This window comes from Mesorhizobium sp. M8A.F.Ca.ET.218.01.1.1 (assembly GCF_004791165.1).
GTDB lineage: Bacteria > Pseudomonadota > Alphaproteobacteria > Rhizobiales > Rhizobiaceae > Mesorhizobium.
On the sequence record NZ_SRUZ01000003.1, the window covers coordinates 474,050 to 497,515 of the forward strand.

27 protein-coding genes are annotated in these 23,466 nt (G+C 61.8%); 11 read left to right on the forward strand and 16 right to left on the reverse strand.

What is annotated here, in order from left to right:
* Positions 1–44: 44 nt before the first annotated feature.
* Positions 45–2,090, forward strand: a complete 2,046-nt coding sequence (locus EN861_RS13485; protein WP_127869682.1) for an NADH:flavin oxidoreductase — start codon at positions 45–47, stop codon at positions 2,088–2,090.
* Positions 2,091–2,190: 100 nt separating this feature from the next.
* On the opposite strand, the gene EN861_RS13490 is transcribed toward EN861_RS13485, so the two are convergent.
* The gene (locus tag EN861_RS13490) at positions 2,191–2,598 is read right to left on the reverse strand and encodes a hypothetical protein (RefSeq protein ID WP_127280021.1); all 408 of its coding nucleotides are present in this window, start codon (positions 2,596–2,598) and stop codon (positions 2,191–2,193) included.
* 247 nt (positions 2,599–2,845) lie between these two features.
* Between EN861_RS13490 and EN861_RS13495 the strand changes: the two genes are divergently transcribed.
* Positions 2,846–3,172 (forward strand): MarR family transcriptional regulator, encoded by a 327-nt coding sequence (locus EN861_RS13495; protein ID WP_245512027.1) that lies wholly within the window; start codon positions 2,846–2,848, stop codon positions 3,170–3,172.
* Between the two features lie 18 nt (positions 3,173–3,190).
* Here the strand turns inward: EN861_RS13495 and EN861_RS13500 are convergent, their stop codons facing one another.
* Together EN861_RS13500 and EN861_RS13505 are read right to left on the reverse strand one after the other, a co-directional pair.
* On the reverse strand, positions 3,191–3,931 hold the full coding sequence (locus tag EN861_RS13500) for a polysaccharide deacetylase family protein (protein WP_135863934.1): 741 nt from the start codon (positions 3,929–3,931) through the stop codon (positions 3,191–3,193).
* Between the two features lie 73 nt (positions 3,932–4,004).
* The gene (locus EN861_RS13505; protein WP_127869680.1) at positions 4,005–6,077 is read right to left on the reverse strand and encodes an EAL domain-containing protein; all 2,073 of its coding nucleotides are present in this window, start codon (positions 6,075–6,077) and stop codon (positions 4,005–4,007) included.
* 35 nt (positions 6,078–6,112) lie between these two features.
* Between EN861_RS13505 and EN861_RS13510 the strand changes: the two genes are divergently transcribed.
* Genes EN861_RS13510 through tdh form a run of 3 tightly spaced genes read left to right on the forward strand, consistent with a single transcriptional unit; the run spans position 6,113 to position 8,652 of the window.
* The gene (locus tag EN861_RS13510) at positions 6,113–6,382 is read left to right on the forward strand and encodes a hypothetical protein (protein WP_127280017.1); all 270 of its coding nucleotides are present in this window, start codon (positions 6,113–6,115) and stop codon (positions 6,380–6,382) included.
* A 2-nt stretch (positions 6,383–6,384) separates the two neighbouring features.
* Positions 6,385–7,572, forward strand: coding sequence for a glycine C-acetyltransferase (locus EN861_RS13515; protein ID WP_135863937.1), 1,188 nt, complete (start codon positions 6,385–6,387; stop codon positions 7,570–7,572).
* A gap of 45 nt (positions 7,573–7,617) precedes the next feature.
* Positions 7,618–8,652 carry an L-threonine 3-dehydrogenase gene (tdh, locus tag EN861_RS13520; RefSeq protein ID WP_127869678.1) on the forward strand — a complete coding sequence of 345 codons (1,035 nt, stop codon included), beginning with the start codon at positions 7,618–7,620 and terminating at the stop codon, positions 8,650–8,652.
* Here the strand turns inward: tdh and EN861_RS35835 are convergent.
* Positions 8,564–9,118 carry a hypothetical protein gene (locus EN861_RS35835; protein ID WP_145972050.1) on the reverse strand — a complete coding sequence of 185 codons (555 nt, stop codon included), beginning with the start codon at positions 9,116–9,118 and terminating at the stop codon, positions 8,564–8,566. The genes tdh and EN861_RS35835 overlap by 89 nt on opposite strands.
* 77 nt (positions 9,119–9,195) lie before the next feature.
* Complete coding sequence (locus EN861_RS13525; RefSeq protein WP_127869676.1) at positions 9,196–9,645, reverse strand: MarR family transcriptional regulator; 450 nt, start codon at positions 9,643–9,645, stop codon at positions 9,196–9,198.
* A gap of 93 nt (positions 9,646–9,738) precedes the next feature.
* Between EN861_RS13525 and hmgA the strand changes: the two genes are divergently transcribed.
* From hmgA to EN861_RS13545, 4 genes are all read left to right on the forward strand, one after another.
* The gene (hmgA, locus tag EN861_RS13530) at positions 9,739–11,052 is read left to right on the forward strand and encodes a homogentisate 1,2-dioxygenase (RefSeq protein ID WP_135863939.1); all 1,314 of its coding nucleotides are present in this window, start codon (positions 9,739–9,741) and stop codon (positions 11,050–11,052) included.
* A gap of 11 nt (positions 11,053–11,063) precedes the next feature.
* Entirely contained in the window at positions 11,064–11,918 is an 855-nt protein-coding gene (locus tag EN861_RS13535; protein WP_189343644.1) for an MBL fold metallo-hydrolase, read from the forward strand.
* An 89-nt stretch (positions 11,919–12,007) separates the two neighbouring features.
* A complete protein-coding gene (locus tag EN861_RS13540) occupies positions 12,008–13,021 on the forward strand; it encodes a fumarylacetoacetate hydrolase family protein (protein WP_135863945.1) in 1,014 nt (337 codons plus the stop codon).
* 22 nt (positions 13,022–13,043) lie between these two features.
* Positions 13,044–13,580 carry a DinB family protein gene (locus EN861_RS13545; RefSeq protein WP_127869672.1) on the forward strand — a complete coding sequence of 179 codons (537 nt, stop codon included), beginning with the start codon at positions 13,044–13,046 and terminating at the stop codon, positions 13,578–13,580.
* A gap of 18 nt (positions 13,581–13,598) precedes the next feature.
* On the opposite strand, the gene EN861_RS13550 is transcribed toward EN861_RS13545, so the two are convergent.
* From EN861_RS13550 to hppD, 3 genes are all read right to left on the reverse strand, one after another.
* Complete coding sequence (locus EN861_RS13550; RefSeq protein ID WP_135863947.1) at positions 13,599–13,976, reverse strand: type II toxin-antitoxin system VapC family toxin; 378 nt, start codon at positions 13,974–13,976, stop codon at positions 13,599–13,601.
* The gene (locus EN861_RS13555; RefSeq protein WP_127869671.1) at positions 13,973–14,197 is read right to left on the reverse strand and encodes a type II toxin-antitoxin system prevent-host-death family antitoxin; all 225 of its coding nucleotides are present in this window, start codon (positions 14,195–14,197) and stop codon (positions 13,973–13,975) included. Before EN861_RS13555 ends, EN861_RS13550 begins: the two co-directional genes overlap by 4 nt.
* Positions 14,198–14,269: 72 nt before the next feature.
* Positions 14,270–15,382, reverse strand: a complete 1,113-nt coding sequence (hppD, locus tag EN861_RS13560; protein ID WP_135863949.1) for a 4-hydroxyphenylpyruvate dioxygenase — start codon at positions 15,380–15,382, stop codon at positions 14,270–14,272.
* Positions 15,383–15,521: 139 nt separating this feature from the next.
* On the opposite strand from hppD, the gene EN861_RS13565 reads away from it, so the two are divergent.
* On the forward strand, positions 15,522–15,989 hold the full coding sequence (locus tag EN861_RS13565; RefSeq protein ID WP_032933331.1) for an Lrp/AsnC family transcriptional regulator: 468 nt from the start codon (positions 15,522–15,524) through the stop codon (positions 15,987–15,989).
* A 379-nt stretch (positions 15,990–16,368) separates the two neighbouring features.
* Here the strand turns inward: EN861_RS13565 and EN861_RS13570 are convergent, their stop codons facing one another.
* The 6 genes from EN861_RS13570 to aztA form a co-directional block, all read right to left on the reverse strand.
* Entirely contained in the window at positions 16,369–16,707 is a 339-nt protein-coding gene (locus EN861_RS13570) for a TIGR01244 family sulfur transferase (protein ID WP_135863951.1), read from the reverse strand.
* Between the two features lie 67 nt (positions 16,708–16,774).
* Complete coding sequence (locus tag EN861_RS13575; RefSeq protein ID WP_127279827.1) at positions 16,775–17,212, reverse strand: DUF6691 family protein; 438 nt, start codon at positions 17,210–17,212, stop codon at positions 16,775–16,777.
* A gap of 2 nt (positions 17,213–17,214) precedes the next feature.
* Complete coding sequence (locus tag EN861_RS13580) at positions 17,215–17,637, reverse strand: YeeE/YedE family protein (protein ID WP_127279828.1); 423 nt, start codon at positions 17,635–17,637, stop codon at positions 17,215–17,217.
* 153 nt (positions 17,638–17,790) lie between these two features.
* A complete protein-coding gene (aztC, locus tag EN861_RS13585) occupies positions 17,791–18,732 on the reverse strand; it encodes a zinc ABC transporter substrate-binding protein AztC (protein ID WP_135863954.1) in 942 nt (313 codons plus the stop codon).
* Between the two features lie 26 nt (positions 18,733–18,758).
* Positions 18,759–19,634, reverse strand: coding sequence for a zinc ABC transporter permease AztB (gene aztB / locus EN861_RS13590; protein ID WP_135863956.1), 876 nt, complete (start codon positions 19,632–19,634; stop codon positions 18,759–18,761).
* Positions 19,634–20,446, reverse strand: a complete 813-nt coding sequence (gene aztA / locus EN861_RS13595; protein ID WP_127869669.1) for a zinc ABC transporter ATP-binding protein AztA — start codon at positions 20,444–20,446, stop codon at positions 19,634–19,636. Before aztA ends, aztB begins: the two co-directional genes overlap by 1 nt.
* Before the next feature lie 227 nt (positions 20,447–20,673).
* On the opposite strand from aztA, the gene EN861_RS13600 reads away from it, so the two are divergent.
* Positions 20,674–21,018 (forward strand): RidA family protein, encoded by a 345-nt coding sequence (locus tag EN861_RS13600; RefSeq protein WP_127281273.1) that lies wholly within the window; start codon positions 20,674–20,676, stop codon positions 21,016–21,018.
* A 260-nt stretch (positions 21,019–21,278) separates the two neighbouring features.
* On the opposite strand, the gene hutC is transcribed toward EN861_RS13600, so the two are convergent.
* Positions 21,279–22,025 carry a histidine utilization repressor gene (hutC, locus tag EN861_RS13605; RefSeq protein ID WP_127869668.1) on the reverse strand — a complete coding sequence of 249 codons (747 nt, stop codon included), beginning with the start codon at positions 22,023–22,025 and terminating at the stop codon, positions 21,279–21,281.
* A 10-nt stretch (positions 22,026–22,035) separates the two neighbouring features.
* Positions 22,036–23,391, reverse strand: coding sequence for a formimidoylglutamate deiminase (locus tag EN861_RS13610; protein WP_135863958.1), 1,356 nt, complete (start codon positions 23,389–23,391; stop codon positions 22,036–22,038).
* Positions 23,392–23,466: the final 75 nt, after the last annotated feature.

Here is a 23,466-nt window from a genome sequence, read left to right on the forward strand (position 1 = left end):
TGGATTTGCCGCTCATTAGCACAAATTAAAACGGCAGGAAGACGATGACGAGCAACGACCCGCTTCTCCAACCCTACCAGCTCAAGCATTTGACGCTGAAGAATCGGGTGATGTCGACCAGCCACGAGCCGGCCTACTCGGAGGACGGCATGCCGAAGGAGCGCTATCGGCTCTACCATGCCGAAAAGGCCAAGGGCGGCATGGCGCTGACCATGACCGCCGGCTCGGCCATCGTTTCGCGCGACAGTCCGGCCGCCTTCGGCAATCTGCACGTCTATGACGACCGCATCGTGCCGTGGCTGGCCGAACTCGCTGACGCCTGCCACGAGCATGACTGCAAGGTGATGATCCAGATCACCCATCTCGGCCGCCGTACCGGCTGGAACAAGGCCGACTGGCTGCCGGTGCTCTCGGCCTCGCCTGTGCGCGAGCCGGCGCATCGTGCTTTCCCCAAGACCATAGAGGAGTGGGACATCGAGCGCATCGTCGCCGACTATGCATCGGCCGCCCAGCGCTGCCAGGCAGCCGGTCTCGACGGCATCGAGTTCGAATCCTACGGCCATCTGATGGACGGCTTCTGGTCGCCTGCCACCAATCATCGCGACGACGAGTATGGCGGTTCGCTCGACAACCGGTTGCGCTTCACCAACATGGTGCTCGATGCGGTGCGGGCGGCGGTTGGCGACAAATTCGTCGTCGGCATCCGCATGGTCGCCGACGAGGATTTCGAGAAAGGCCTGTCGAAGGAGGAGGGCGTCGAGATCGCCAGGCGACTGGCCGGCTCCGGCAAGGTCGATTTCCTCAACATCATCCGTGGCTCGATCGAGACCGACGCGGCACTGACCAAGGTCATCCCGGTGACTGGCATGCGGTCTTCGCCGCATCTCGATTTCGCCGGCGAGGTGAGGGCGGCGACGAAATTCCCGACCTTCCACGCTGCGCGCATTTCCGACGTCGCCACCGCGCGCCACGCGATCGCCACCGGCAAGCTCGACATGGTCGGCATGACGCGTGCCCACATCGCCGATCCGCACATCATCAAGAAGGTGATGGAGGGCCGCGAGCACGAGATCCGTCCCTGCGTGGGCGCCACCTATTGTCTCGACCGCATCTACGAGGGCGGCGAGGCGCTGTGCGTCCACAATGCGGCGACCGGCCGCGAGGCGGATATTCCGCACGTGATCGCCAAGACGGAAGGGCCCAAGCGTAAAGTCGTGGTCGTCGGCGCAGGGGCAGGCGGACTGGAGGTGGCGCGGGTCGCGGCCGAGCGCGGCCATGAAGTAACGATCCTGGAAGCATCATCACAAGCGGGTGGGCAGGTCCGTCTGGCGACCCAGAACCCGCGCCGTAAGGAATTGATCGGTATCATCGACTGGCGTCTGGCCGAACTCGACCGGCTCGGCGTCGAGATCCGCTACGACACATGGGCAGAGAAGGACGACGTCCTGGCCCTGGCCCCTGACGTGGTGGTCGTCGCCACCGGCGGACTGCCGCAGAACCCGCCGCTGGCCTCCGGTGACAATCTCGTCACGTCGAGCTGGGACATCATGGCCGGCAGCGTCAAGCCGGCCGAGAATGTTCTTCTCTTTGACGACAATGGCGGCCATCAGGGCATGGGCGCGGCCGAACTGATTGCCAACAGCGGCTCGAAGCTGGAACTGGTTTCACCGGAGCGGTTCTTCGCCCCCGAAATGGGCGGCATGAACCACGTTCCGTACATGCGGGCCTTCCAGGAAAAGGGCGTCACCATCACCATCAACACGCGCCTGCGCTCGGTGCGGCGCGAGGGCAATCAATTGGTCGCTGAACTCGCTTCGGACTTTGCCGATGGCTGGCACGGCGAACGCAGGGTCGACCAGGTTGTGGTCGAACACGGCACGCTGCCGCTCGACGATCTGTATCTGTCGCTGAAGCCGTTGTCGAAGAACACTGGGGCGGTCGACTACGAACGTCTGGTCAATGGAGGCGACGTTTTTCCCCAACGCAACCCCGAAGGGGGCTTCGTGCTGTTGCGCATCGGCGACGCGGTTGCCTCCCGCAACATCCACGCCGCCATCTATGACGGGATCAGGTTCGGGATCAGGATTTGATTACGATCAGGTGGCGCGCAACGGCCTTTGCAAGGAGAGCCACCTGCCGCTCTGGTCCGTTGCGCGCCGCGCATGATCGGCTTTCACCGGCCGTGCGATTCTAAAACAATTTGGCGGTCGCCATGCAAAGTACGGTGATGACCAGCAGTCCGCCGGCGATGCGTTCGCCCCTGGTCATTTTCGCGCGCAGCTCCGTTTGGGTCGCTGCATCGGCGCCAGCGAGCTGCCTGCTGGCGGAGCCCACAAGCGCGCCTTGCACACCGGCGGCGATTAGCGCCGTCAAAATGCCGAGCGCCAGTACCTTCTCCATCGAGCCGAAAGCACCCTCATGAAAGAAATACCAGAGCAGCAATCCGGTCAGAAAAGCCAAACCGGCCGCGCCCATTTGCGGCCGGAAGAACCGCTCTGCTCGGATGTCCGGATCGCGGGCAACCGCGATGGTCGTGCCAGCCCAGAATACGCCGGCCATGACGTGCAGGCCGATGACGACGATATAAACATATTGCATGACTGCATTCCTCTCATTCGCCCGCCGCCTGCGCGCCGCAACCATGCCGCGATGCCATCAATAAGACAAAGTTAGATATCTAACGGTTAGATGTCAATCATGAAGCCGAGTTTCACGTTCCCACTGCTTGCTCTACTGTCAGATCATGACACCGTTTGAACGCCCGCCGGTTGGTATGAACCTTGGCCGTACCGCCAAGCTTGTCGCACAGGCTTTCGACGCCGCCTTGGTTGAAGCAGGCGGCACATTGCCGGTCTGGCTCACGCTGCTGTCGGTCAAGTCGAGCGAGCTCGCCAATCAACGCGAACTTGCCGGCATGATCGGCATCCAGGGTGCGACGCTGACCCATCATCTCAATGCGATGGAGGCGCAGGGCCTGCTGACGCGGCAGCGCGATCCCCTCAACCGCCGGGTTCATCTGGTCCGGTTGACGGAGGCGGGAGAAGCGCTGTTCGAAACGTTGCGGCAAGCAGCACTTGTCTTCGACAAGCGGCTTCGCACAGGACTACCCGACGAACGTCTCGCGGAGTTTGCGCGGGTGCTGGCCGTATTGCGGGAGAATGTGGAGAGCTAGGAGTGCCGACCTGATGGCTTAGTTATCATAGCTCGGGATTGTTCCAAACGCATAGTGGCGCAGTTTCAGTGCGGTGATCAGCTTGGTCAGTTGCGTCTTGCCGTCAAAGCCGTCCTGGAACATCTGGTCATGCATCAAAAGGATCAGCTTGCCGGGCTTGGCAAAGTGGCCGTAGCCGAACAAATGATCGATCTCGCTGACCAGATGATCGACGCTCTGGACCGGCTCGCCGCTGTCCTTGTGCACCCACTCGTGGTCCCATCCATAGAGATAAAAGCCGGACGCTGTGACGAACTCATAGTCGGGGTCTTCGCGCCCGGCTTGCGCTTGCCCAAGCGAATTGTCGTTCTTCGACATCGAAGGCAGCCGGAACACGTCGCGCCCCGGCAGGCGGGCGTGCACCGCGGACTTCAGGCCCAGAACGGCATTGGCCATGAGCATGTCGGCAACCACGCCTTCCGTATCGCCATAGAAATGCCGGTAGTGATTGTAGGCGTGACTGTAGCTGTGGTTGCCGATCGTCACCAGCGGCATCGCCTTGGCGCGCCGCACCAACGTCTTGTTGGACGCACTGGCCTCGGCATGCATGCCGACCATGAACAGCGTTGCCGGAACCTGCGCCGCCTCCAAGACGTCGAGGATGTTGCTTGTGCCGTTCAGAGGACCGTCGTCGAAGGTGAGGTAGATGGTGCGATCCGCGCCATGGGCCGGCAACGCCGACATCAACATGGCTGCCAGGGCAAGCCGAAAGAATGTCATGGGCCACTACCCGTTTGCGATCAGGACAGGCCGCCATTTCATCGGCTGGTTGTCAAGCCAGGCCCGGCTCCGCCTACGCCAGGCTTCCCTGCAATACCGTCAGCCTGGCCTTCTTCGGCATGCGGGCGGTCAGCCATTCCAGCGCCTTGTCATGCGGCATCGGGAAGGCGATGGAATAGCCTTGCACCTGGTCGCAGCCGATCGCCATCAGCGAGTCGAGCTCCGCCTCGGTTTCGGCGCCCTCGGCGACGATGGAGATGCCCAAACCCCGTGCAAGTTCGGTGATGGCGCGCACGATCTTGGAGTTGTCGCCATTTTCGTGGATGTTCTGGACGAAGCGGCGGTCGATCTTGAGCCGGTCGATCTCGTTGGGATTGACGTGGCTGAGCGACGCATAGCCGGTGCCGAAATCGTCGAGTTCCAGATGGACGCCGGCCGCCCGGATGTGCCGCAGCTTGGCCGCGATGCCTGTCTTCTCGTCGTCGAGGATGACGGATTCGACGATTTCCAGCGACAGTTTCTGCGGCGGCAGCCCGGCTCTCTCCAGCGTGTCGAACAGAAACGCATCGAAATCGTGCTCACGCAACTCGGTGCCCGAGACGTTGACGGCAAGCCGGCCGAAGGCAATGCCGGCACGGTTCCATTCGGCGGCTTCGTTGATCGCCTTGCTGATCACGATGCGGCCGATCTCCGGCATGAAGCCGCATTTCTCCGCGACCGGGATGAATTCGCCCGGCGAGATCATGCCGCGCTCGGGATGGTTCCAGCGCACGAGGGCCTCTATGCCGCTGATGGTGCCGTCGGTTAGCGAAACCTGTGGCTGGAAATAGACTTGGAACGCTTTTTCGGAAATGGCGACCTTGATGTCGTGTTCGAGCTGCTTGCGGTAGTCGAGTTCCCTTCGCAGTTCCTCGGAGAAGAACGAGAAGTTGCCGCCACCCATCTTCTTGGCGGAATAAAGCGCCAGATCGGCGTGGACCAGCAGGTCTTGCGCATTGTCGGCGTCGATTGGATAGACGGCGATGCCGCCGCTGGCGCCCGGAAGAATGGTGGTGCCCTGGAACACGATCGGCTCGTTGATGTGCACCAGTATGCGCCGTGCCAGCATGTTGATGTCCTCGGTGCTGCCGGCTCCGTTGAGGATCATCACGAATTCGTCGCCACCAAGCCGCGCGCACAGATCCGACGCCCGGCAGGAATCGCGCATGCGCTGTGCCGTCACCACCAGGACATAGTCACCGGCGGCGTGGCCCAGCGTATCGTTGATCTGCTTGAAGCGGTCGAGGTCGAGCTGGACCACGGCCAGGCGCTCGCGCCGGCGATGCGCGCCTTTGATCAGCGTCTCGAAATGGTCGGTCAGGAAGGTGCGGTTGTGCAGGCCCGTCAGGCCGTCATGCACCGCGATGAAGGCCATCGAATTGCGAGCGTCGACCAATTCACGCGTTTTGCGCAGGATCGCGTTGGACATCGGCCTGAAGATGAACAGCGCCACCAGCAGGATGACGCCGAGGGTGGCATAGAACAGCGTGCGGTGGAGAGTGAGCAACTTTTCGGAGCGCTCGTCGGCGTCGGCACTGATGCGCTGGCCGAGCGCGGCATAGCCCGACAGCGTGGCATTGGCGACAGAGGCATCGAGGTTGACGCGTTCGGCGCCGCCCTTGTAGCCGCCATTGTCGCCAAGGTTGAGCTGCGATTCCAGTGCAGAGATCAGACGATCGCCGTTGGCGATCAGGCCAACCGAGAAATAGTCGAGATGGAAGGGTTTGGCGAAAAGCACGCTCTCGATCGACTTCGGATCGAGCTTGGCAGGCGATTGCGGATCCGCGCCTGTCTGCTTGAGCAGCAGATCGTAGTTCGTCTCGAACTCCGCCGTGGCCTGCTTCAGCGCGCTGACCAGCGCCGGCTGCTTGTCGCGCGAGGCGACGCCTGTCGCGCTGGCAAGGAAGACGATGCGCTGCGACAATGTCTTCTGCGTGCCGACGATGTCGAGCAAGGTGTTGTTGTGCTGCTGCGTGGCCATCGTCTGCTGCAGCAAAACGAAGGAGGCTGCCACCATGGCGGCAATGATCAGCAGCGCCAGCCAGTAGCCAGCCTTGATCAGCAGTATGAGCTTGCCTGAAACGGTTTGCACCGGCTGCTGAGACATGTTCGGGGGCGGCCCTCTCGCCAACGGATTTCTGTATGAGCACCATTGAACTGCAAACGTTAACAGGACCGGAAGTCGACGGCTGGCCGGCAAGGGGGAGGCGCGGAAAGATCGCGAAATGGTTATCGGGTTCTTTCGCGGCCGGCCCGCATTTGAGCATTCGTCAATCCATGCGTGCCGGATGGTCGCTTGGGCAATGTCCATCGCGTCCCCCTGATGCTGCCCGGCCACCTGATCCGGTCGCTTTTGCGATGGATTTTTTGCGCGGGCCGGACGACAGTCTGCCCACGTCAAACGAGGCCTGATCATGACCGCAGCATTTCTCTCCCATATCGACAGTGAGCTTGCAGGGCTGAAATCCGCCGGCCTCTACAAGTCCGAGCGGGTGATTTCCTCGATGCAGTCGGCCGAAATCGAGGTGGGCGGCGAGAAAGTGCTGAATTTCTGCGCCAACAACTATCTCGGCCTCGCCGACAGCGCGGACCTGCGCGCTGCGGCCACGCAGGCGCTCGACCGCTACGGCTACGGCATGGCGTCGGTGCGCTTCATCTGCGGCACGCAGGAGGAGCACAAGCAGCTCGAGGCGACGATTTCATCCTTTCTCGGCCTGGACGACACGATCCTTTATGGCTCTTGCTTCGATGCCAATGGCGGCCTGTTCGAGACGCTGCTGGGCGAGGAGGACGCGATCATTTCCGACGCGCTCAACCACGCCTCGATCATCGATGGTGTCCGGCTGTCGAAGGCCAAACGCTTCCGCTACGCCAACAACGACATGGCCGATCTGGAAGCGCGATTGAAGGAAGCGAAGGATTGCCGCTTCCGGCTGATCGCCACCGATGGGGTGTTTTCCATGGACGGCATCATCGCCAATTTGAAGGGCGTCTGCGATCTCGCCGAAAAGTACGATGCCATGGTCATGGTCGATGACAGCCATGCGGTCGGCTTCGTTGGCAGGAATGGCCGTGGCTCGGCCGAGCATTGCGGCGTCGAGGGCAGGGTGGACATCATCACCGGTACGCTCGGCAAGGCGCTTGGCGGCGCTTCCGGTGGGTATACCTCGGGCAAGAGGCAGGTGGTCGACTGGCTGCGCCAGCGCTCGCGGCCCTATCTCTTTTCCAATACGCTGATGCCGGCGATCGCCGGCGCCTCGATCAAGGTGTTCGAGCTGATCCGCAATGGCGATGCCTTGCGCGAGCGCCTATATGCCAATGCGGCGCGGTTCAGGTCCGAGATGGGCAAGCTTGGCTTTACTTTGGCCGGGGCTGATCATCCGATCATACCGGTGATGCTGGGCGATGCGACGCTGGCGCAGGAGATGGCCGCGCGCATGCTGAAGCGCGGCATCTATGTCATCGGCTTCTCTTTCCCGGTGGTGCCGAAAGGCCAGGCACGCATCCGCACCCAGATGTCGGCGGCCCATTCCAGCGCCGACATCGACCGCGCGGTGGAGGCCTTCGGTGCCGTCGGCAAGGAATTGGGCGTGATTTCCTGAGCGTCGAAAAGCGATTCCGGATCAAGAGATTCAAGGGACAAAAGAATGTCGAACATGATGAAGGCGCTGGTGAAGGCCAAGGCCGAGCCGGGCATCTGGATGGAAGAGGTGCCGGTGCCGGAGATCGGCCCCAACGATGTGCTGATCAAAGTCAAGAAGACCGCGATCTGCGGCACCGACGTCCACATCTACAATTGGGACCAGTGGGCGCAGAAGACGGTGCCGGTGCCGATGGTGACCGGCCATGAATTCGTCGGCACCGTCGCCGATTTCGGCGCGGCGGTCACCGAATACAAGGTCGGCCAGCGCGTCTCGGGTGAAGGCCACATCGTCTGCGGCCATTGCCGCAACTGCCGCGCTGGGCGAGGGCATCTGTGCCGCAACACGCTCGGCGTCGGCGTCAACCGTCCGGGTGCTTTTGGCGAATATCTGGCCATTCCGCAGCACAATGTCGTGCCGATCCCCGACGACGTGCCGGACGAGATCGCGGCCATCTTCGATCCCCTTGGCAATGCCGTCCACACCGCATTGTCCTTCGACCTGGTAGGCGAGGATGTGCTGGTCACCGGCGCGGGGCCGATCGGCATCATGGGGGCGTTGGTGGCGCAGTGCGTCGGCGCACGCAAGGTCGTCATCACCGACATCAACCCGGTGCGGCTGGCGCTGGCGAAGAAGCTCGGCGTCCAGCACGTCGTCGACGCCTCGAAGGAAAAACTGCGCGACGTCATGCCGGCGCTCGGCATGACCGAGGGGTTCGACGTCGGGCTGGAAATGTCGGGCGCCGCGCCCGCCTTCCGCGACATGATCGACACCATGAACAATGGCGGCAAGATCGCCATCCTCGGCATCGCGCCGACCGGCTTCGAGATCGACTGGAACAAGGTCATCTTCAAGATGCTGCATCTGAAGGGCATCTATGGACGCGAGATGTTCGAGACCTGGTACAAGATGATCGCGCTGGTGCAAGGCCCGCTCGATGTGACCGGGCTGATCACGCATCGCATCGGTATCGATGATTTCCAGTCGGGTTTCGACGCGATGCGCAGCGGCAGTTCGGGCAAGGTGGTGATGGATTGGTAAGCGGCCGCCTACCCATCTTGCAAATGCTGAATGAGTTTGTGACCTTCATATCAAGCTTGGCATCCCAACTCTTGATCATGAGATTGCGGGCGATATGGGCCAATTCGTAAGATGCGGTCCGAAGGTCGTCGAAAGGCAGGGCAGGGATTTCAGCCTGCGTCGTCGGCGGTATGATCTCCCCCAACTTTACCATGCAATTCTCGACACGAACATCTTCGACCAAACTCAACGGACCCCAGTAGAGAGTCCAGAAGCGTGAACGAGCGTTCTTCCAGACAGCCGGATCTGTGGTATTCGCTAGGGTTGAAACGGTTTCACTGGCTTCAAACAACAGCCTGGTCTGCTCTTTAAGGAACGGCTCGCGATTTGCCTGGGCCTGTTTGTCAGAATATTGCCAGATACCGAGCAAAACGGTCGCGATGCTGATCGCCCAAGGGACAAATGTCTTCCAATCAAGGTGGTCCATCACGACCTCTCCAAGCGGAAGAAATACCTCGACTTTATGACCGTATAGCGAAAATGAAAATGGTCTTGCCCGCTATTTCAGAATTGCGCTTCGAGTTTCGCGATAGCTGCGAGAATTAGGGAGCGGTCCGATAAATCGAGCCGCGCTAGCAACTGTGACTCGAACGCCTTCGCCAACGGCACCATTTCGCGATATGCGGCAAGGCCCGCTTTGGTCAGCGTCAGATGCTCGACGCGCCGGTCGCTCTCATCCGGCGCGCGGGTCAGCCAGCGCCGCCGTTCGAGTTCCGCGACGGCACGCGAGACTTTGGTCTTGTGCATGGCTGATTGCTCGCCAAGCGCCGTCGCGGTCATCGTGCCGCGTTGTCCCAAGCCCGATAGCGTGCGCCATTCCGGTCGGGTCAGCCCGAGGCGGTCGCTGTAGATTTTCGAGAATTCCCGGCTGACCGCATCGGCAAGCCGGTAGAGCCGGTAAGGCAGGAAACTTTCCAGCTCCAGGATCTCGGGATCGGTCGCTTTGCTCGTCATGTTTCAGCGCTCGCATATGTCTCGCGTCGCCATTGATAGTTACATTTTCGATGGTTACAAATGAAACCAGTTTGGTCAATCCGGGAGGAAGCGATGGCCTTTTCCTATATGCCGGGCTTCGGCAACGATTTTGAGACCGAGACATTGCCCGGTTCGCTGCCGCAGGGGCGAAACTCGCCGCAGCGGCCGGCCTACGGCCTCTATGCCGAGCAGCTTTCCGGCTCGCCCTTCACCGCGCCGCGCGGCACCAATGAGCGTTCCTGGCTCTATCGCATCCGGCCAAGTGTCAAGCACACCGGCCGCTTCAAGGCAGCCGGCTACCCGCTGTGGAAGACTGCCCCCAATGTCGGCGACCACGAACTGGCGCTTGGCCAGTACCGCTGGAATCCGGTGCCGATGCCGAAGGAGCCGACCGATTTCATCCAGGGCATGCGCAGCATCACCACGGCCGGTGACGTGCTCGGGCAGACCGGCATGGCCGCCCATGTCTATGTCGCCAATCGCTCGATGGTCGATGATCATTTCTTCAATGCCGACGGCGAATTGCTGGTCGTCCCGCAGGTGGGCAGCTTGCGGCTGGTCACCGAGATGGGCGTCATCGAGCTTCGACCCGGCGAGATCGCCGTGCTGCCACGTGGCCTCGTCTTCAAGGTCGAACTGGCCGACACCGAAGTGCGCGGCTATGTATGCGAGAATTACGGCGCCAAGCTGACACTGCCTGATCGCGGCCCCATCGGTGCCAATTGCCTGGCCAACCCACGCGACTTCAAGACGCCCTGCGCCTGGTTCGAGGAGAAGGAGACGCCGTGCCGGCTGATCGTGAAATGGTGCGGCAATTTCCATGTCACCGAGATCGGCCATTCGCCGCTCGACGTGGTGGCTTGGCACGGCAACTACGCCCCCTACAAATATGATCTGGCGACGTTTTCGCCGGTCGGCGCGCTGCTGTTCGACCATCCCGATCCATCGATCTTCACCGTGCTGACCGCGCCGAGCGGCGAGGAGGGCACGGCCAATATCGATTTCGTCATCTTCCCGCCGCGCTGGCTGGTGGCGGAAGATACGTTTCGGCCGCCCTGGTATCACCGCAACATCATGAGCGAGTTCATGGGTCTGATCCACGGCCAGTACGATGCCAAGGAGGAAGGCTTCGTTCCCGGCGGCATAAGCCTGCACAATCTGATGCTGGCCCACGGCCCGGATGCGCCTGGCTTCGAAAAGGCCTCGCGCGCGGACCTGAGACCGGTCAAGCTCGACAACACCATGGCCTTCATGTTCGAGACCCGCTATCCGCAGATGCTGACCCGATACGGTGCCGAACTGGAAACCCGGCAGGACAATTATATCGACTGCTGGGCCGACCTGAAGAAGCGCTTCAACGGCACGCCCGAGGGCGACTGGTCTTGAGCGGTAATTCAATGCCGGATCGGCTGGTGCTGTTGGGCTCCAAAGGCGGCCCTGCGCTACGGCCGGGCGGGCCGTGGCCGAGTTCGTCGCTGCTCGAGATCGGCGGGCGGGCCATCGTCGTCGATTGCGGGCTCGGCGTCACGCGCGGCCTTGTCGATGCCGGTGTCAGCCTGAAGGCGCTCGACCTGATCTTCATCACGCATCTGCATTCCGACCATGTGCTGGAACTGGGTCCGCTGATCCACACCGCCTGGACGGCCGGATTGGCGACGCCGGTCAGCCTGTTCGGCCCGCCCGGCACCGGCCATTACTGGCGGCGCTTTTGTCAGGCGATGGAATTCGACATCGAAATCCGCATCGTCGACGAGGGCCGGCCTGATATTCGCGAGCTGGTTTCTGTCGAAGAATTCGGCGAAGGCCATGTGGTCGAGCAGCGCGGCCTGAAGGTGACGGCGCTGCGCGTCGACCATCCGCCGGTGACCGACTGCTTTGCGCTGCGCTTCGAGCATGGCGGCAAGAGCGTGGTGTTTTCGGCCGATACAGCCTTCTTCCCACCGCTCGCCGATTTCGCCGAAGGCTCTGATATCCTCGTCCACGAAGCCATGCTGGAGGAGGGGATCGAGCGGCTGGTTGCCAGGACCGGCAATGGCGCGCGGCTCAGGGAACACCTGCTCGCCAGCCACAGCTTTGCCGAAGAGGCAGGCCGCATCGCCAGCGATGGCGGCGTGAAGAGACTGGTGCTCAACCACCTCATTCCGGCCGACGACCCCCAGATTGGCGAGACCGATTGGACTGCTGCCGTCAGGAAAACATGGGCCGGCGACTTGACGATCGCTCGCGACGGCCTTGTTGTGGAGCTAGCATGATCCCGAAAAGTGGAAACCGGTTTTCGGAAAAAGATCATGCGTAAGAAAAGCCAAAGCGGCGCCAAGGCCGCCTCAGGAGAGGGAACCGCATGAAGCTTGCCACACTGAAGGATGGGACGCGCGATGGAAAACTCGTTGTCGTTTCGCGCGACCTGACACAGTACACAGACGCCTCGTTCTTGGCGCGCACGCTGCAGGCGGCACTCGACGACTGGCGCAGGATCTCGCCGCATCTCGCGACAATCGCCGAATCGCTGGAGAACAGTGCGATGCCGGCGGCTCGCTTCCACGAGCACGACGCGCATTCGCCGCTGCCACGCGCCTATCAATGGGCCGACGGCTCCGCCTATGTGAACCATGTCGAACTGGTGCGCAAAGCGCGCGGCGTCGAGATGCCGGCAAGCTTCTGGACCGATCCGCTGATCTATCAGGGCGGCTCGGACTCCTTTGTTGCGCCGCGCGATCCGATCCGCATGGCCGACGAAGCCTTCGGCATCGACATGGAGGCCGAAATTGCCGTCATCGTCGACGATGTGCCGATGGGCGCCAGCCTCGATGAAGCGCGCGCCGCGATCCGGCTGGTCATGCTGGTCAACGATGTCACGCTGCGCGCGCTGACCGGCCCGGAACTCGCCAAGGGTTTTGGCTTCTTCCAGTCGAAACCGTCCTCGGCCTTTTCGCCGGTCGCGGTGACGCCGGACGAACTGGGCGACGCCTGGGATGGCGGCAAGGTCAGCCTGCCGCTGCTCGCCGACATCAACGGCAAGCCGTTCGGCCGCGCCAATGCCGGTGTCGACATGACCTTTGACTTCCCGGTACTGATCGCTCACGCCGCCCGCACAAGGCCGCTGGTATCAGGCACCATCATCGGCTCGGGTACGGTGTCCAACAAGCTCGACGGCGGCCCGGGCAAGCCTGTGTCGGCCGGCGGCGCAGGCTATTCCTGCATCGCCGAACTGCGCATGATCGAGACCCTCGCGAGCGGCGAACCAAAGACGCCGTTCCTGCGCTTCGGCGACACGGTACGCATCGAGATGAAGGACAAGGCCGGGCATTCGATCTTCGGTGCCATCGAGCAGAAGGTCGAGAACTACGCGAGATAGAGGCTAGGACAGATTTTCAGCGATGAATCTTCTGGATCATCTGCGCCGCATGGCGGGCAACAATCTCTGGTCGAACGACCGGCTCTATCGCGCAGTGCTTGCTCTGAAGCCCGGCGAGTTCGAGGCTGAGCGCACCAGCTTTTTCCCGTCGGTCAAGGCCACGCTCAACCATGTGCTTGCGGTCGATTATCTCTATCTGGACTTTCTCGAAGAGGGCGGCGTCGGTGCCGCTGCCCATGATGACTTCGTGCCTTTCGACGAACCACAGGAGCTTTTTGCCGCGCAGGTCGCGGCCGACCGGCGGCTGATTGCCTTCTGCGATGGCTTGTCGGAAAGCGATCTAGATCGCCGCGTCATCACCGACCGGCGCGAGGACGGCATGATCCCGGAAAAGATCGGCAATATCCTGGCGCACGTCTTCCTGCACGACATCCACCATCGCGGCCAGGTCCACGCCATGCTGTCCGGCACCTCCGTCGCGCCCCCGCAACTCGACGAGTTCCTGCTCGATTATGATGTCAGGGTTAGGCGGGACGAGGTTGAGAGGCTTCGGTTGTGAGACCAGGTCCTTCGCTAGTCATGTCACAGCCACATCATAATGGGCGAAATGCGGGTCGGATGTGAGGATGGTCAGATTTTCCACTTGCGCCTGCGCAATCAGCAGTCTGTCGAACGGATCACCATGGTGGCGAGGTAGGCCACCAACGGCGTTCGCGTGCTGTAAGGTTACGGTGAGCGGCTGAAATCGCATCCTTGGAAGCAGCGCCGGCAGATCGTCCGGCGCGTTGAGCTTTCCGATCGAACGTTTGATGGCAATTTCCCAAACGCTCGCCGCGCTCACGAACACCAACGCTTCCGAAACCAGGATGGCGCGGTGATGCTCGCTGAGACGTCGGTCGTCCGAAATTGACCAGAGGATGATATGTGTGTCGGCGAGGAAGGGGCCGACCGTCATTTTACGAACTCGTCCCATTCAGGACCGAGTTCGTCAAAATCATCCGCAATCCAGATCTTGCCCTTCAAAGCGCCGATACGCGGCAGAGGTTCGGCCACCGCCGGAGGTACAATGCGCGCCGCCACCTTGCCGTGGCGCGTAAGAACGATCTCCTCACCTGCTTCCGCGCGGCTGACAAGTTCCGACAGTTTGGCCTTGGCTTCGGCGATGGAAACATTCATGTGCTCGATCCTTTATGACTAGAATTTAGGTCATAATCGACCGAACCGCAAGAGTTCCTGTGTTAGACCGGCCTATTCCGCCGCCTGTACCTTGATCACGCCGCGCTTGATTTGATCCTGCTCGATCGACTCGAACAAAGCGCGGAAATTGCCCTCGCCAAAGCCTTCGTCGCCCTTGCGCTGGATGAACTCGAAGAAGATGGGCCCGATCACGGTCTTCGAAAAGATCTGCAGCAGGATCTTGGTCATGCCGCCATCGACCACGCCCTCGCCGTCGATCAGGATGCCGTGCTTCTTCATCCGCTCGATCGGCTCGTCATGGCCGTTCACGCGGTCATACGACATGTCGTAATAGGTCTCGGGCGGGCCGGGCATGAATTTCAGCCCGTTCTCGGCGAGCTTGTCGGTGGCGGCGTAGATCTCGTCCGTGCCAACCGCGATGTGCTGGATGCCTTCGCCATTGTACTTCTTCAGGTATTCGGCGATCTGGCTGGTCTCGTCCTTGGATTCGTTGAGCGGGATGCGGATCTTGCCGCAAGGCGAGGTGATGGCGCGGCTGACCAGGCCGGTGATCTTGCCGTCAATGTCGAAGAAATGGATCTGCTTGAAGCCGAACAGATTGCGATAAAAGTCCCACCACTTGTCCATCTGGCCGCGATAGACATTGTGGGTCAGGTGGTCGAGGAAATAGAAGCCGACGCCTTGCGGCCGCGGGTCGCGCGCGCCGAGCCATTCGAACTCGGCGTCATAGGCCGAGCCTTTCTTGCCGTAGCTGTCGATGAAATAAAGCAGCGAGCCGCCGATGCCGACAATGGCAGGCACGTCGAGCGCCTTGTCGTCGCCTTCATAAGGCGTGGCGCCCTTGGAGACGGCATGCTCGAAAGCATGTTTGGCATCGACCACCCGCCAGGCCATCGAGGCAGCACAAGGGCCATGCTTGTCGGCGAACTTCATCGCGTGCGAGCCGGGCTCGGCATTGACGACATAGTTGATGTCGCCCTGCCGCCAGACGGTGATGTCCTTGGTGCGATGCCTGGCCACCGCCACATAGCCCATGCGAGTGAACAGCTCGGCCAGCTTCTGCGGCTCGGGATGCGCGAATTCGACGAACTCGAACCCATCGGTGCCGGCAGGGTTGTCCCTGCTGATCGTGGCGGGCGGGGCGTCGTGCGGGAAGGGACCCATGATATTCCTCCGAAAATCTCGTTTGGCCTGAAAGGGCCATTTGAAACCATGATAGCGTGGAGCCTGTGCATGGTGCTTGCATTCAAACGCTTGAAATGATGATGTCATGCGTGAAGCATGCATGATTAGAGAAAAAACCATGGATGAGACGCGCATCGATCAGTTTGACCGCAAGATAATGGCTCTTTTGCAGGGCGATGCCCGGCTCACCAATAACGACCTTTCCGAAAGGGTGAACCTGTCGGCGTCGCAATGCTCGCGCCGCCGCCAGCGGCTGGAGGAGGATGGCTATATCAAGGGGTATCGCGCCGTACTCGACCGCGACAAGCTCGGCTTCTCACTGGTCAACGTCATCTCGGTGACCTTGGCCACCCACAACCGTGACAACGCGCGACGCTTCGGCGAATTGGTGGCGCGACTGCCGGAAGTGCAGGAGGCGCATGCGCTGACCGGCGAGATGGATTATATCCTGAAGGTGGTGACGCCCGACCTCAAATCATTGTCCGAGTTCGTCAACGGCGTGCTCCTGCCGCATGAATCCGTGCAGCATGTGAAGACGGCGATCGTGCTGGAGACGCTGAAGGAGACCGGCGCGCTGCCGATTTGATTGTAGATACAGGAGGCGACATGGAAAGAAAGTCAACGCGATACTACATATTGTTGTCTCTATCGATACCTGCCGTTCTATTGGTAACGATCTTCATCGCTGTCTACCTTGTACCAAAATCTATCTACCTTGTGCCGCCATTGTTGTAATGATCGGATACATAAAGCCAGTTGGCGCGAGAATTTCCTTCAGAAATGCGCTGTTGTCTTTGGTATATCTTATAATAGGAAACCTCCTTGCATACCTAGTTGCCGAGGGCAATGATGCCGCAAGAGGAACGTTCATCAGTGTGTCTCTGGCGTTGCTCTACCTTGGATGCATCAAAGATAGAGGTGCAAGGAGCTGAATCGGCCAGCCGCATTGGAGTTGCTCTGGCTCTTCAACCCTTCGACTGCTGGATCAGCCCGTAAAGATTGGTGCATCGGGCGCCGGAGCGGCAATAGGCGAACACCGGGCCCTCGAGCTCATCCAGCGCCTCGGCCTGGTCTTCGACATTCTCTTGCGTGATCTGGCCGCTGATGACCGGGATGTAGCGGAAGGCGAGACCGGCGGCTTCAACCGTGGCTTTGAGCGTGTCCGCCGAAGGCTGGCCGGGCTGTTCGTCATCCGGCCGGTTGCAGATGACGCTCTTGAAGCCGGCTTCCTTGATGGCGGCGACGTCTTCGGGCTGGATCTGGCCCGAGACCGAATAGTCTTCGCTGATTTCGCGGTATTCCATGACGATGTCCTCGCAATCTGATTTGGCAGGAGTTTTGCCACTCCCTGACGTGGCCGGCAACCAATTCCTATGCCGTGGCCGGCTGAGCGATGCGCGCCCGGGCAAAACGCGCCACGACGATGCCTGCGATCACCGAAGCGACGAAGATCGGCGTCTGTGAATAGCCGAGGCCCAGCGCCGGAATGGCGCCGCCCGGACAGAAGCCGGCAATGCCCCATCCGATACCGAACACGGCGGCGCCGCCAACCAATTCCAGATCGATAACGCGCTTCGTCGGCAGCGCAAACTCGGTTTCGAACACCGGGGCCTTGTACCGGCCGAACACCAGTCGGTAACCGATAAAGGCGACAGCCAAGCCGCCGCCCATGACGAAGATCAGGCTGGGGTCCCAGGTGCCAGCAATGTCGAAGAAATTCAGCACCTTGGCCGGATTTATCATACCGGAAACAGCGATGCCGAGGCCGAAAATCCCGCCGATCAGGAATGCCGAAACGAGCCTGTTCATGGTTAGCCCCCGACGACGTGGCGGATGATGAAGACGGTGATTAATGCGGTGACCATGAAGGTCGCGACGGCGGCCATCGAGCGTGGCGACAGGCGCGCAATGCCGCAAATGCCATGCCCGCTCGGACAGCCACCGCCGAAATGCACGCCGATGCCGACCACGAAGCCACCGACAACGAGGGACAGCGTTGGCAGCGGCACGCTGAAGGCAATATGTCCGCCAACAGTCCGATAGAGGAGCGGCGCCACGACTGCGCCAATGAGAAACGCGGCTCGCCAGCCCCAATCCGGGGCAAGCGGCGGAATGACCCCTGTTAGGATACCGGTCATCCCGGCAATCCGTCCATGCAACGCCATCAGGAGCACCGCCGACAGGCCGATGAGGGCACCGCCGAGCAGCGACTGGAAGGGCGTGAAATCTGTCATGGCAGTGCCGGCCTCAATCTGCGCTTCATGCGCGTCCCGCGCGGATCGACATCATAGCGCAGATGGACGTTGCCAGCGAAGATTCTGACTCGGATTGCCCAGAGGGGAATGAAAAAAGGCGGAGACTGGCTCCGCCTTTCGAGAACGCTCTTCTCAGCTGCCGAGAATGGCGCCTTTGATCTGGCGGATGTTGTTGTGCATCATGTCGATATAGGTCGAGCCGGGGCCATCGGGCTGCGACAGCGCGTCCGAATAGAGCGTGCCGCCGACCTTGATGCCGGTCTCGCTGGCGATCTGTTCGATCAGGCGCGGGTTGGTGATGTTCTCGACGAAGATGGCCGCGGCCTTGTCCTGCTTCACCTGCTCGACCAGCTTGGCGACATCGGCGGCCGACGGTTCGGAATCGGTCGAGATGCCTTGCGGGGCAAGGAAAGTCAGGCCGTATTCATGCTCGAAATAGCCGAAGGCGTCATGCGAGGTGATGACGACGCGCTTTGCTTCGGGGATCGACTGGATCGCTGCCTTCACTTCGCCTTCCAGCGCATCGAGCTTCTTGGTGTAGGCGGCGGCGTTGGTCTGGTAGGAGACGCAACCTTCGGAATCGGCCGCGCAGAAGGCTTCGGCAATGTTCTTCACATAGATCCTGGCGTTGGCGATCGACTGGAAGGCATGCGGATCGGTGACGGTCTTGCCGCCGCCGGTGCCGGCACCCTCCGCCGCGTCGGCGTCGGCGAATTCAGGTTTGAAGTCGATCGGCGTCACGCCCTTGGTCAAGGTGATGATGGAGGCCTTGGTGGCGCTGGCATCGACCAGCCGCTGCAGGAAACCTTCGAAATGCAGGCCGTTGACCAGAACGATGTCGGCCTTGGCCATGGCCACCGCGTCGGCGGGGCTCGGCTCATAGACATGGGCATCGCCGTCCGGCCCGACAATGGTGGTGATGTCGACGCGGTCGCCGCCGACATTTTTGGCGAAATCCGCAATGACCGTGAAGCTGGCGACCACTTTCAGCGGCTCGGCGAAGGCCGATGAAGCTCCAAAGGCTGTTAATGTTATAACGCTCATCGCCAGGGCGGCGCAGAGTGATTTCAGCATGGTTGGGTCTCCTTTGGGGCGGGGGATCAGGCCGTTCTGTGACGGTGATGGACGATGCGGGCGCGCAGAATGCCGCGCGTGCCAAACAGGATAGAGGCGAAATAGACGACGCCGGCCGACAGGATGATGGCCGGGCCTGACGGCAATGACGCATGATAGGACAGGAGCAGCCCGGCAATGCAGGAGGCAAAGCCGATCAGCACGGCCAGCGCGCACATCGGCTCGACGCGCGCCGTCCAGAAGCGCGCCGCTGCCGCCGGCAGCATCATCAATCCGACTGAAAGTAAGGTACCGAGCGCCTGGAAACCGCCGACGAGGTTGAGGACGACGAGACCGAGGAAAATGAAATGCACCGGGCTGCCCATGCGGCTGACCGAACGCAGGAACAGCGGGTCCAGGCATTCCGCGACCAGCGCCCGCCAGAAGATAGCAAGGCTGACTAGCGTCACCGCGACGATGCCGCCGATCAGCGTCAATGCCTCGTTGTTGAGTGCCAGCACCGTGCCGAACAGCACATGCATGAGGTCGACGCTGGAGCCGCGGATCGACACCATCAGCACGCCGATGGCGAGCGAAATCAGGTAGAAGGCCGCCATCGAGGCGTCCTCGCGCTGAATGGTGAAGCGCGAGACGGCGCCGGCGCCGAGCGCCACGATGATGCCGGCGATCAGGCCGCCAATGGTCATCGGCAGGATTTCGAGGCCGTAGAACAGGAAGCCGGCGGCCGCCCCCGGCAGGATGGCGTGCGCCATCGCGTCGCCCGACAGGCTCATGCGCCGCAGCATCAGGAAGACGCCGATCGGGCAGGCGCCGAGCGACAGCATCAGCGAGCCGAAAAGCGCCCGCTGCATGAAACCGAAATCGGCGAATGGCGAGATAAAAAGGCCGTAGAGCGCGTCCATCAGGCAGCCCTCGGTCCGGCGCCATGGTGATGGTCGTGATCGTGGCCGTCATGATGATGATCATGATCATGAGCGTGCTCGTCAGGCTCGCACCAGGGCGCGTTCTCTTCCCAGGCTTCGTGGAAGCGGCGCGCGCGCAACAGGTTCTCCGGCTTCAGCGTCTCCCGGGTCTCGCCCCAGGCTACCGGCTGGCGGGCAAGCAGCAGTGTTTCGGGAAAATTCTGGCGCACAAGATCCAGATCATGGACCACCACCATGATGGTGCGCTCTTCGCCGTGCCAGCGCTTGATCAGGGCAATGAGGTCACCGACCGTCTTGGCGTCGACCGCATTGAAGGGCTCGTCGAGCAGGATCAGGTCGGCATCCTGCAACAGCACGCGGGCAAACAGCGTGCGCTGCAACTGGCCGCCCGACAGCGTGTCGATTGGCCGCTTCTCGAAGCCGCCGAGGCCGACGGCCATCAAAGCCTGGCTGACGGCCTCGCGATCTTCCTGGGTGTAGCGGCCAAGCATGCCGCGCTTCGGCCACAGGCCGAGCGAGACCAGGTCGACGACGCGGGCGGGAAAGGAGCGATCAAGCTCCGATTGCTGCGGCAGGTAGGCCGCCCGCACGCCCGGCGCGCGGATAACCTCGCCGGCCATCGGCTTCAACACCCCAACGATACCTTTCATCAGCGTCGACTTGCCGGAACCATTGGCGCCGACCACGGCCGTCAGCGAACCCTTGCGGATCGCGCCATTGAGATGGTGGATCGCCGGGTGGCTGTTGTAGCCCAGCGTCAGGTCACGGAATGTCAGGCAGGTCTGGGTCATATCGTTCCGTTGGCCAAACGCGGCTGCAGGCAGGCGGCTTGGATATGTGATGTTATTACATTAGTCAACAAGCCAATCCGGCGGAATTGCGACGCGGTGGTCAACTCGCCGTGTACGCGCCTGGCCCTGGATGGAGCGATTGGCTCAAACGGTTTCGGTTCAGGCGGCCTTGCTCGAAGCGGACGGCGACTCTAAAGAGGCGCGACCACAACGGAAGGAACCTCGCAATGAGCATTCGTCGCATCGATGTTGGCCCGCGCATGAGCCAGATCGTCATCCACGGCAACACAGTCTATCTGGCCGGCCAGGTCGGCGAACCCGGCGGCAACGTCGCCTCGCAGACCCGCGACATCCTTGCGACCATCGATGGGTTGTTGGCCAAGGCCGGCACCGACAAGACCAAGATCGTCCAGGCGATCATCTGGCTGGCCGACATGGGCACCTTCGCCGAGATGAATTCCGAATGGGACAAGTGGGTACCGCAGGGCCACACGCCCGCCCGCGCCACCGGCGAGGCAAAGCTTGCCGGCCCCGAATATCTGGTCGAGATCATTATTACGGCTGCGATTTAAGCCGACAGTGCAGCTGCCGATCTCCCCCTCGTGGGGGAGATGCCTGGCAAGGCAGAGGGGGGCGCTGTCCCTCCAGCCCACCGATGTTCGTCATCCTCGGGCTTGACCCGAGGATCCATGCCGTGACCTTTGTCGAGGAACGCGGCGGTGCAGAATTCTGTAAACATTGCAAAGCTTTAGCGTCACGGCATGGATCCTAGGGTCTGCGCGCGTCACTTCGCTCCTTGCTTCGCCCTAGGATGACGAAAGCGAGGGCGCACTCACCCCTGCGACGGCGTGAACCTTGCCACCAGCGTGTGGCTTTCCGCCGGATAGATGAAGCGCACATGCGTCACTGGATGCTCGGCGCTCCATGTTCGCCGCTCGACCACCAGGCACGGCGCGCCGGTATCGATGTCGAGTGAATCGGCGATCGTATCGTCGGCGGCCATGGCGCGGATGCGGTGCTCGGCTTCGCTCCAGGGCACGCGGCCGATCAGCCACGGCCCCGCCGCGATTTCGAGGAACGCCTCGTCCGCTGCCTCGGCCACCGCTGACAGGTTGATCAGCCGCTGCTCGAGAGCGAAAGGCCGTTCGCCGGCAAAATGCAGCCCTTCAAGCCCCAGGACCGAGCCGGCGGCCGAGAGCCCAAGCAGCGCCCTGTCTCCGGCATTGCTGCGCCGCTGCACGCGTTCCAGCCGCTCGTAGCGATAGGGAAGGCCCAGCGCCTCGACCTCGATCCTGATGTCGTGCAGTTCCAGCACCGCCGCTTGCGATTGCGGCTGGCGCACGAAACTGCCCGAGCGGCGGCGCCGCTCGATCAGCCCTGCCTTGGCGAGTTGCGACAGCGCCTTGTTCACCGTCATGCGTGAGCAATCATACTCGGCGGTCAGTTCATGCTCGAACGGAATGCGATGGCCTGGCGGCCATGCGCCCGACAGGATCTTCTCCCTGATGTCCGACAGGATGCGCTGATGCAGCGAGATGTTCTCGCCGCTCTCGATATCCTCTGTCACGACAAGGCTCATCGGCTTGCCTTCAGCTTCGGGAAAGCGCGGTCATCACCTGGCGGAACCGCTCGGCGATCTCCTCGCGCTTCGCATGCCTGCCGCCGCTGACCTGCTTTTGCCCGTGCACCCAGACGCAATCCACTTTGCCGGCATTGGCGAAGATCCACGCATCCAGGATCGCATCGCCCGTCTTGCCCGCCAGCGAGGGATTGCGGGCGTCGAGCGAGACGAGATCGGCTGATGAACCAGGCGCGATTTGCGATGCGCCGGCGCCAAGCGCGACGCTGCCGCCTTCGATCGCTGCATCGAACAGCGCGCGGCCCGTCGAGCCACCGGCTACCGCAAGCACATTGCGGGCGCGGTGCGCGAGGCGCTGCGAATATTCGAGCTGGCGCAATTCGTCGGGCAGGCCGATCAGCACGTTGGAATCGGAGCCGACACCGAAGCGGCCGCCATGCTCCCTGAACAAGGGCGCGGCAAAGGTGCCGTCGCCGAGATTGGCCTCCGTGATCGGGCAAAGGCCGGCAATGGCGCCGCTTTTGGCCATGCCGATGGTTTCGGCGTCCGTCATATGGGTGGCGTGGATCAGGCACCAGCGCTTATCGACATCGGCAGCCCCAAGCAGAAATTCGACCGGACGCGCGCCGGACCAGGCAAGGCAGTCCTCGACTTCCCTGACCTGCTCGGCGACATGGATGTGGATCGGCCCGTCCGGCGTCATCGCTGCAATCGCCGTGAGTTCCTCCGGCGTCGCGGCGCGTAGACTGTGCGGGGCGACGCCGACGACAGCTTGATTCAACGCGCGAACCGATTCGCGGCTTTTCTCAACAAGCCGGGCGAACTCATCCACTTCGTTGACGAATCGCCTCTGGCCTTCGTTTGGCGCGGCACCACCGAAGGAGGAATGCGCGTAAAACACCGGCAGCAGCGTCAGGCCGATACCCGTTTCGCCGGCCGCGGCAGCGATGCGCTCGGCCATCTCGGCAGGGTTGGCGTAAGGTTTTCCGTCGCGGTCATGATGGAGATAGTGAAACTCGCCGACACGGGAAAACCCGGCCTCCAGCATTTCGACATAGAGCTGCGCCGCCACCGCCTCGACCTGGTCTGGAGTCATCGACAGCGCGAAGCGGTACATCACCTCGCGCCAGCTCCAGAAACTGTCGGCGGAGGGACCGCGCAACTCGGCAAGCCCGGCCATGCCGCGCTGGAACGCGTGGCTGTGCAGATTGGGCATGCCCGGCAGGAGAATGGCATGGCGCTCGTCACCTGCCGACGCGGTGCCCCCTGGCTCCACGGCGGTAATGCGCCCGTTGGCGAAAGTGATCCGCACATTGTCGTTCCAGCCATTGGGGAGAAGCGCCTGTTCCGCAAAGATATAGGTCACTTTTCTCTCCACTTCCCGGTCTCGCATGCGATGATGGCACTTGCAGTGCGTTTCAATATGTATATACATAATCGC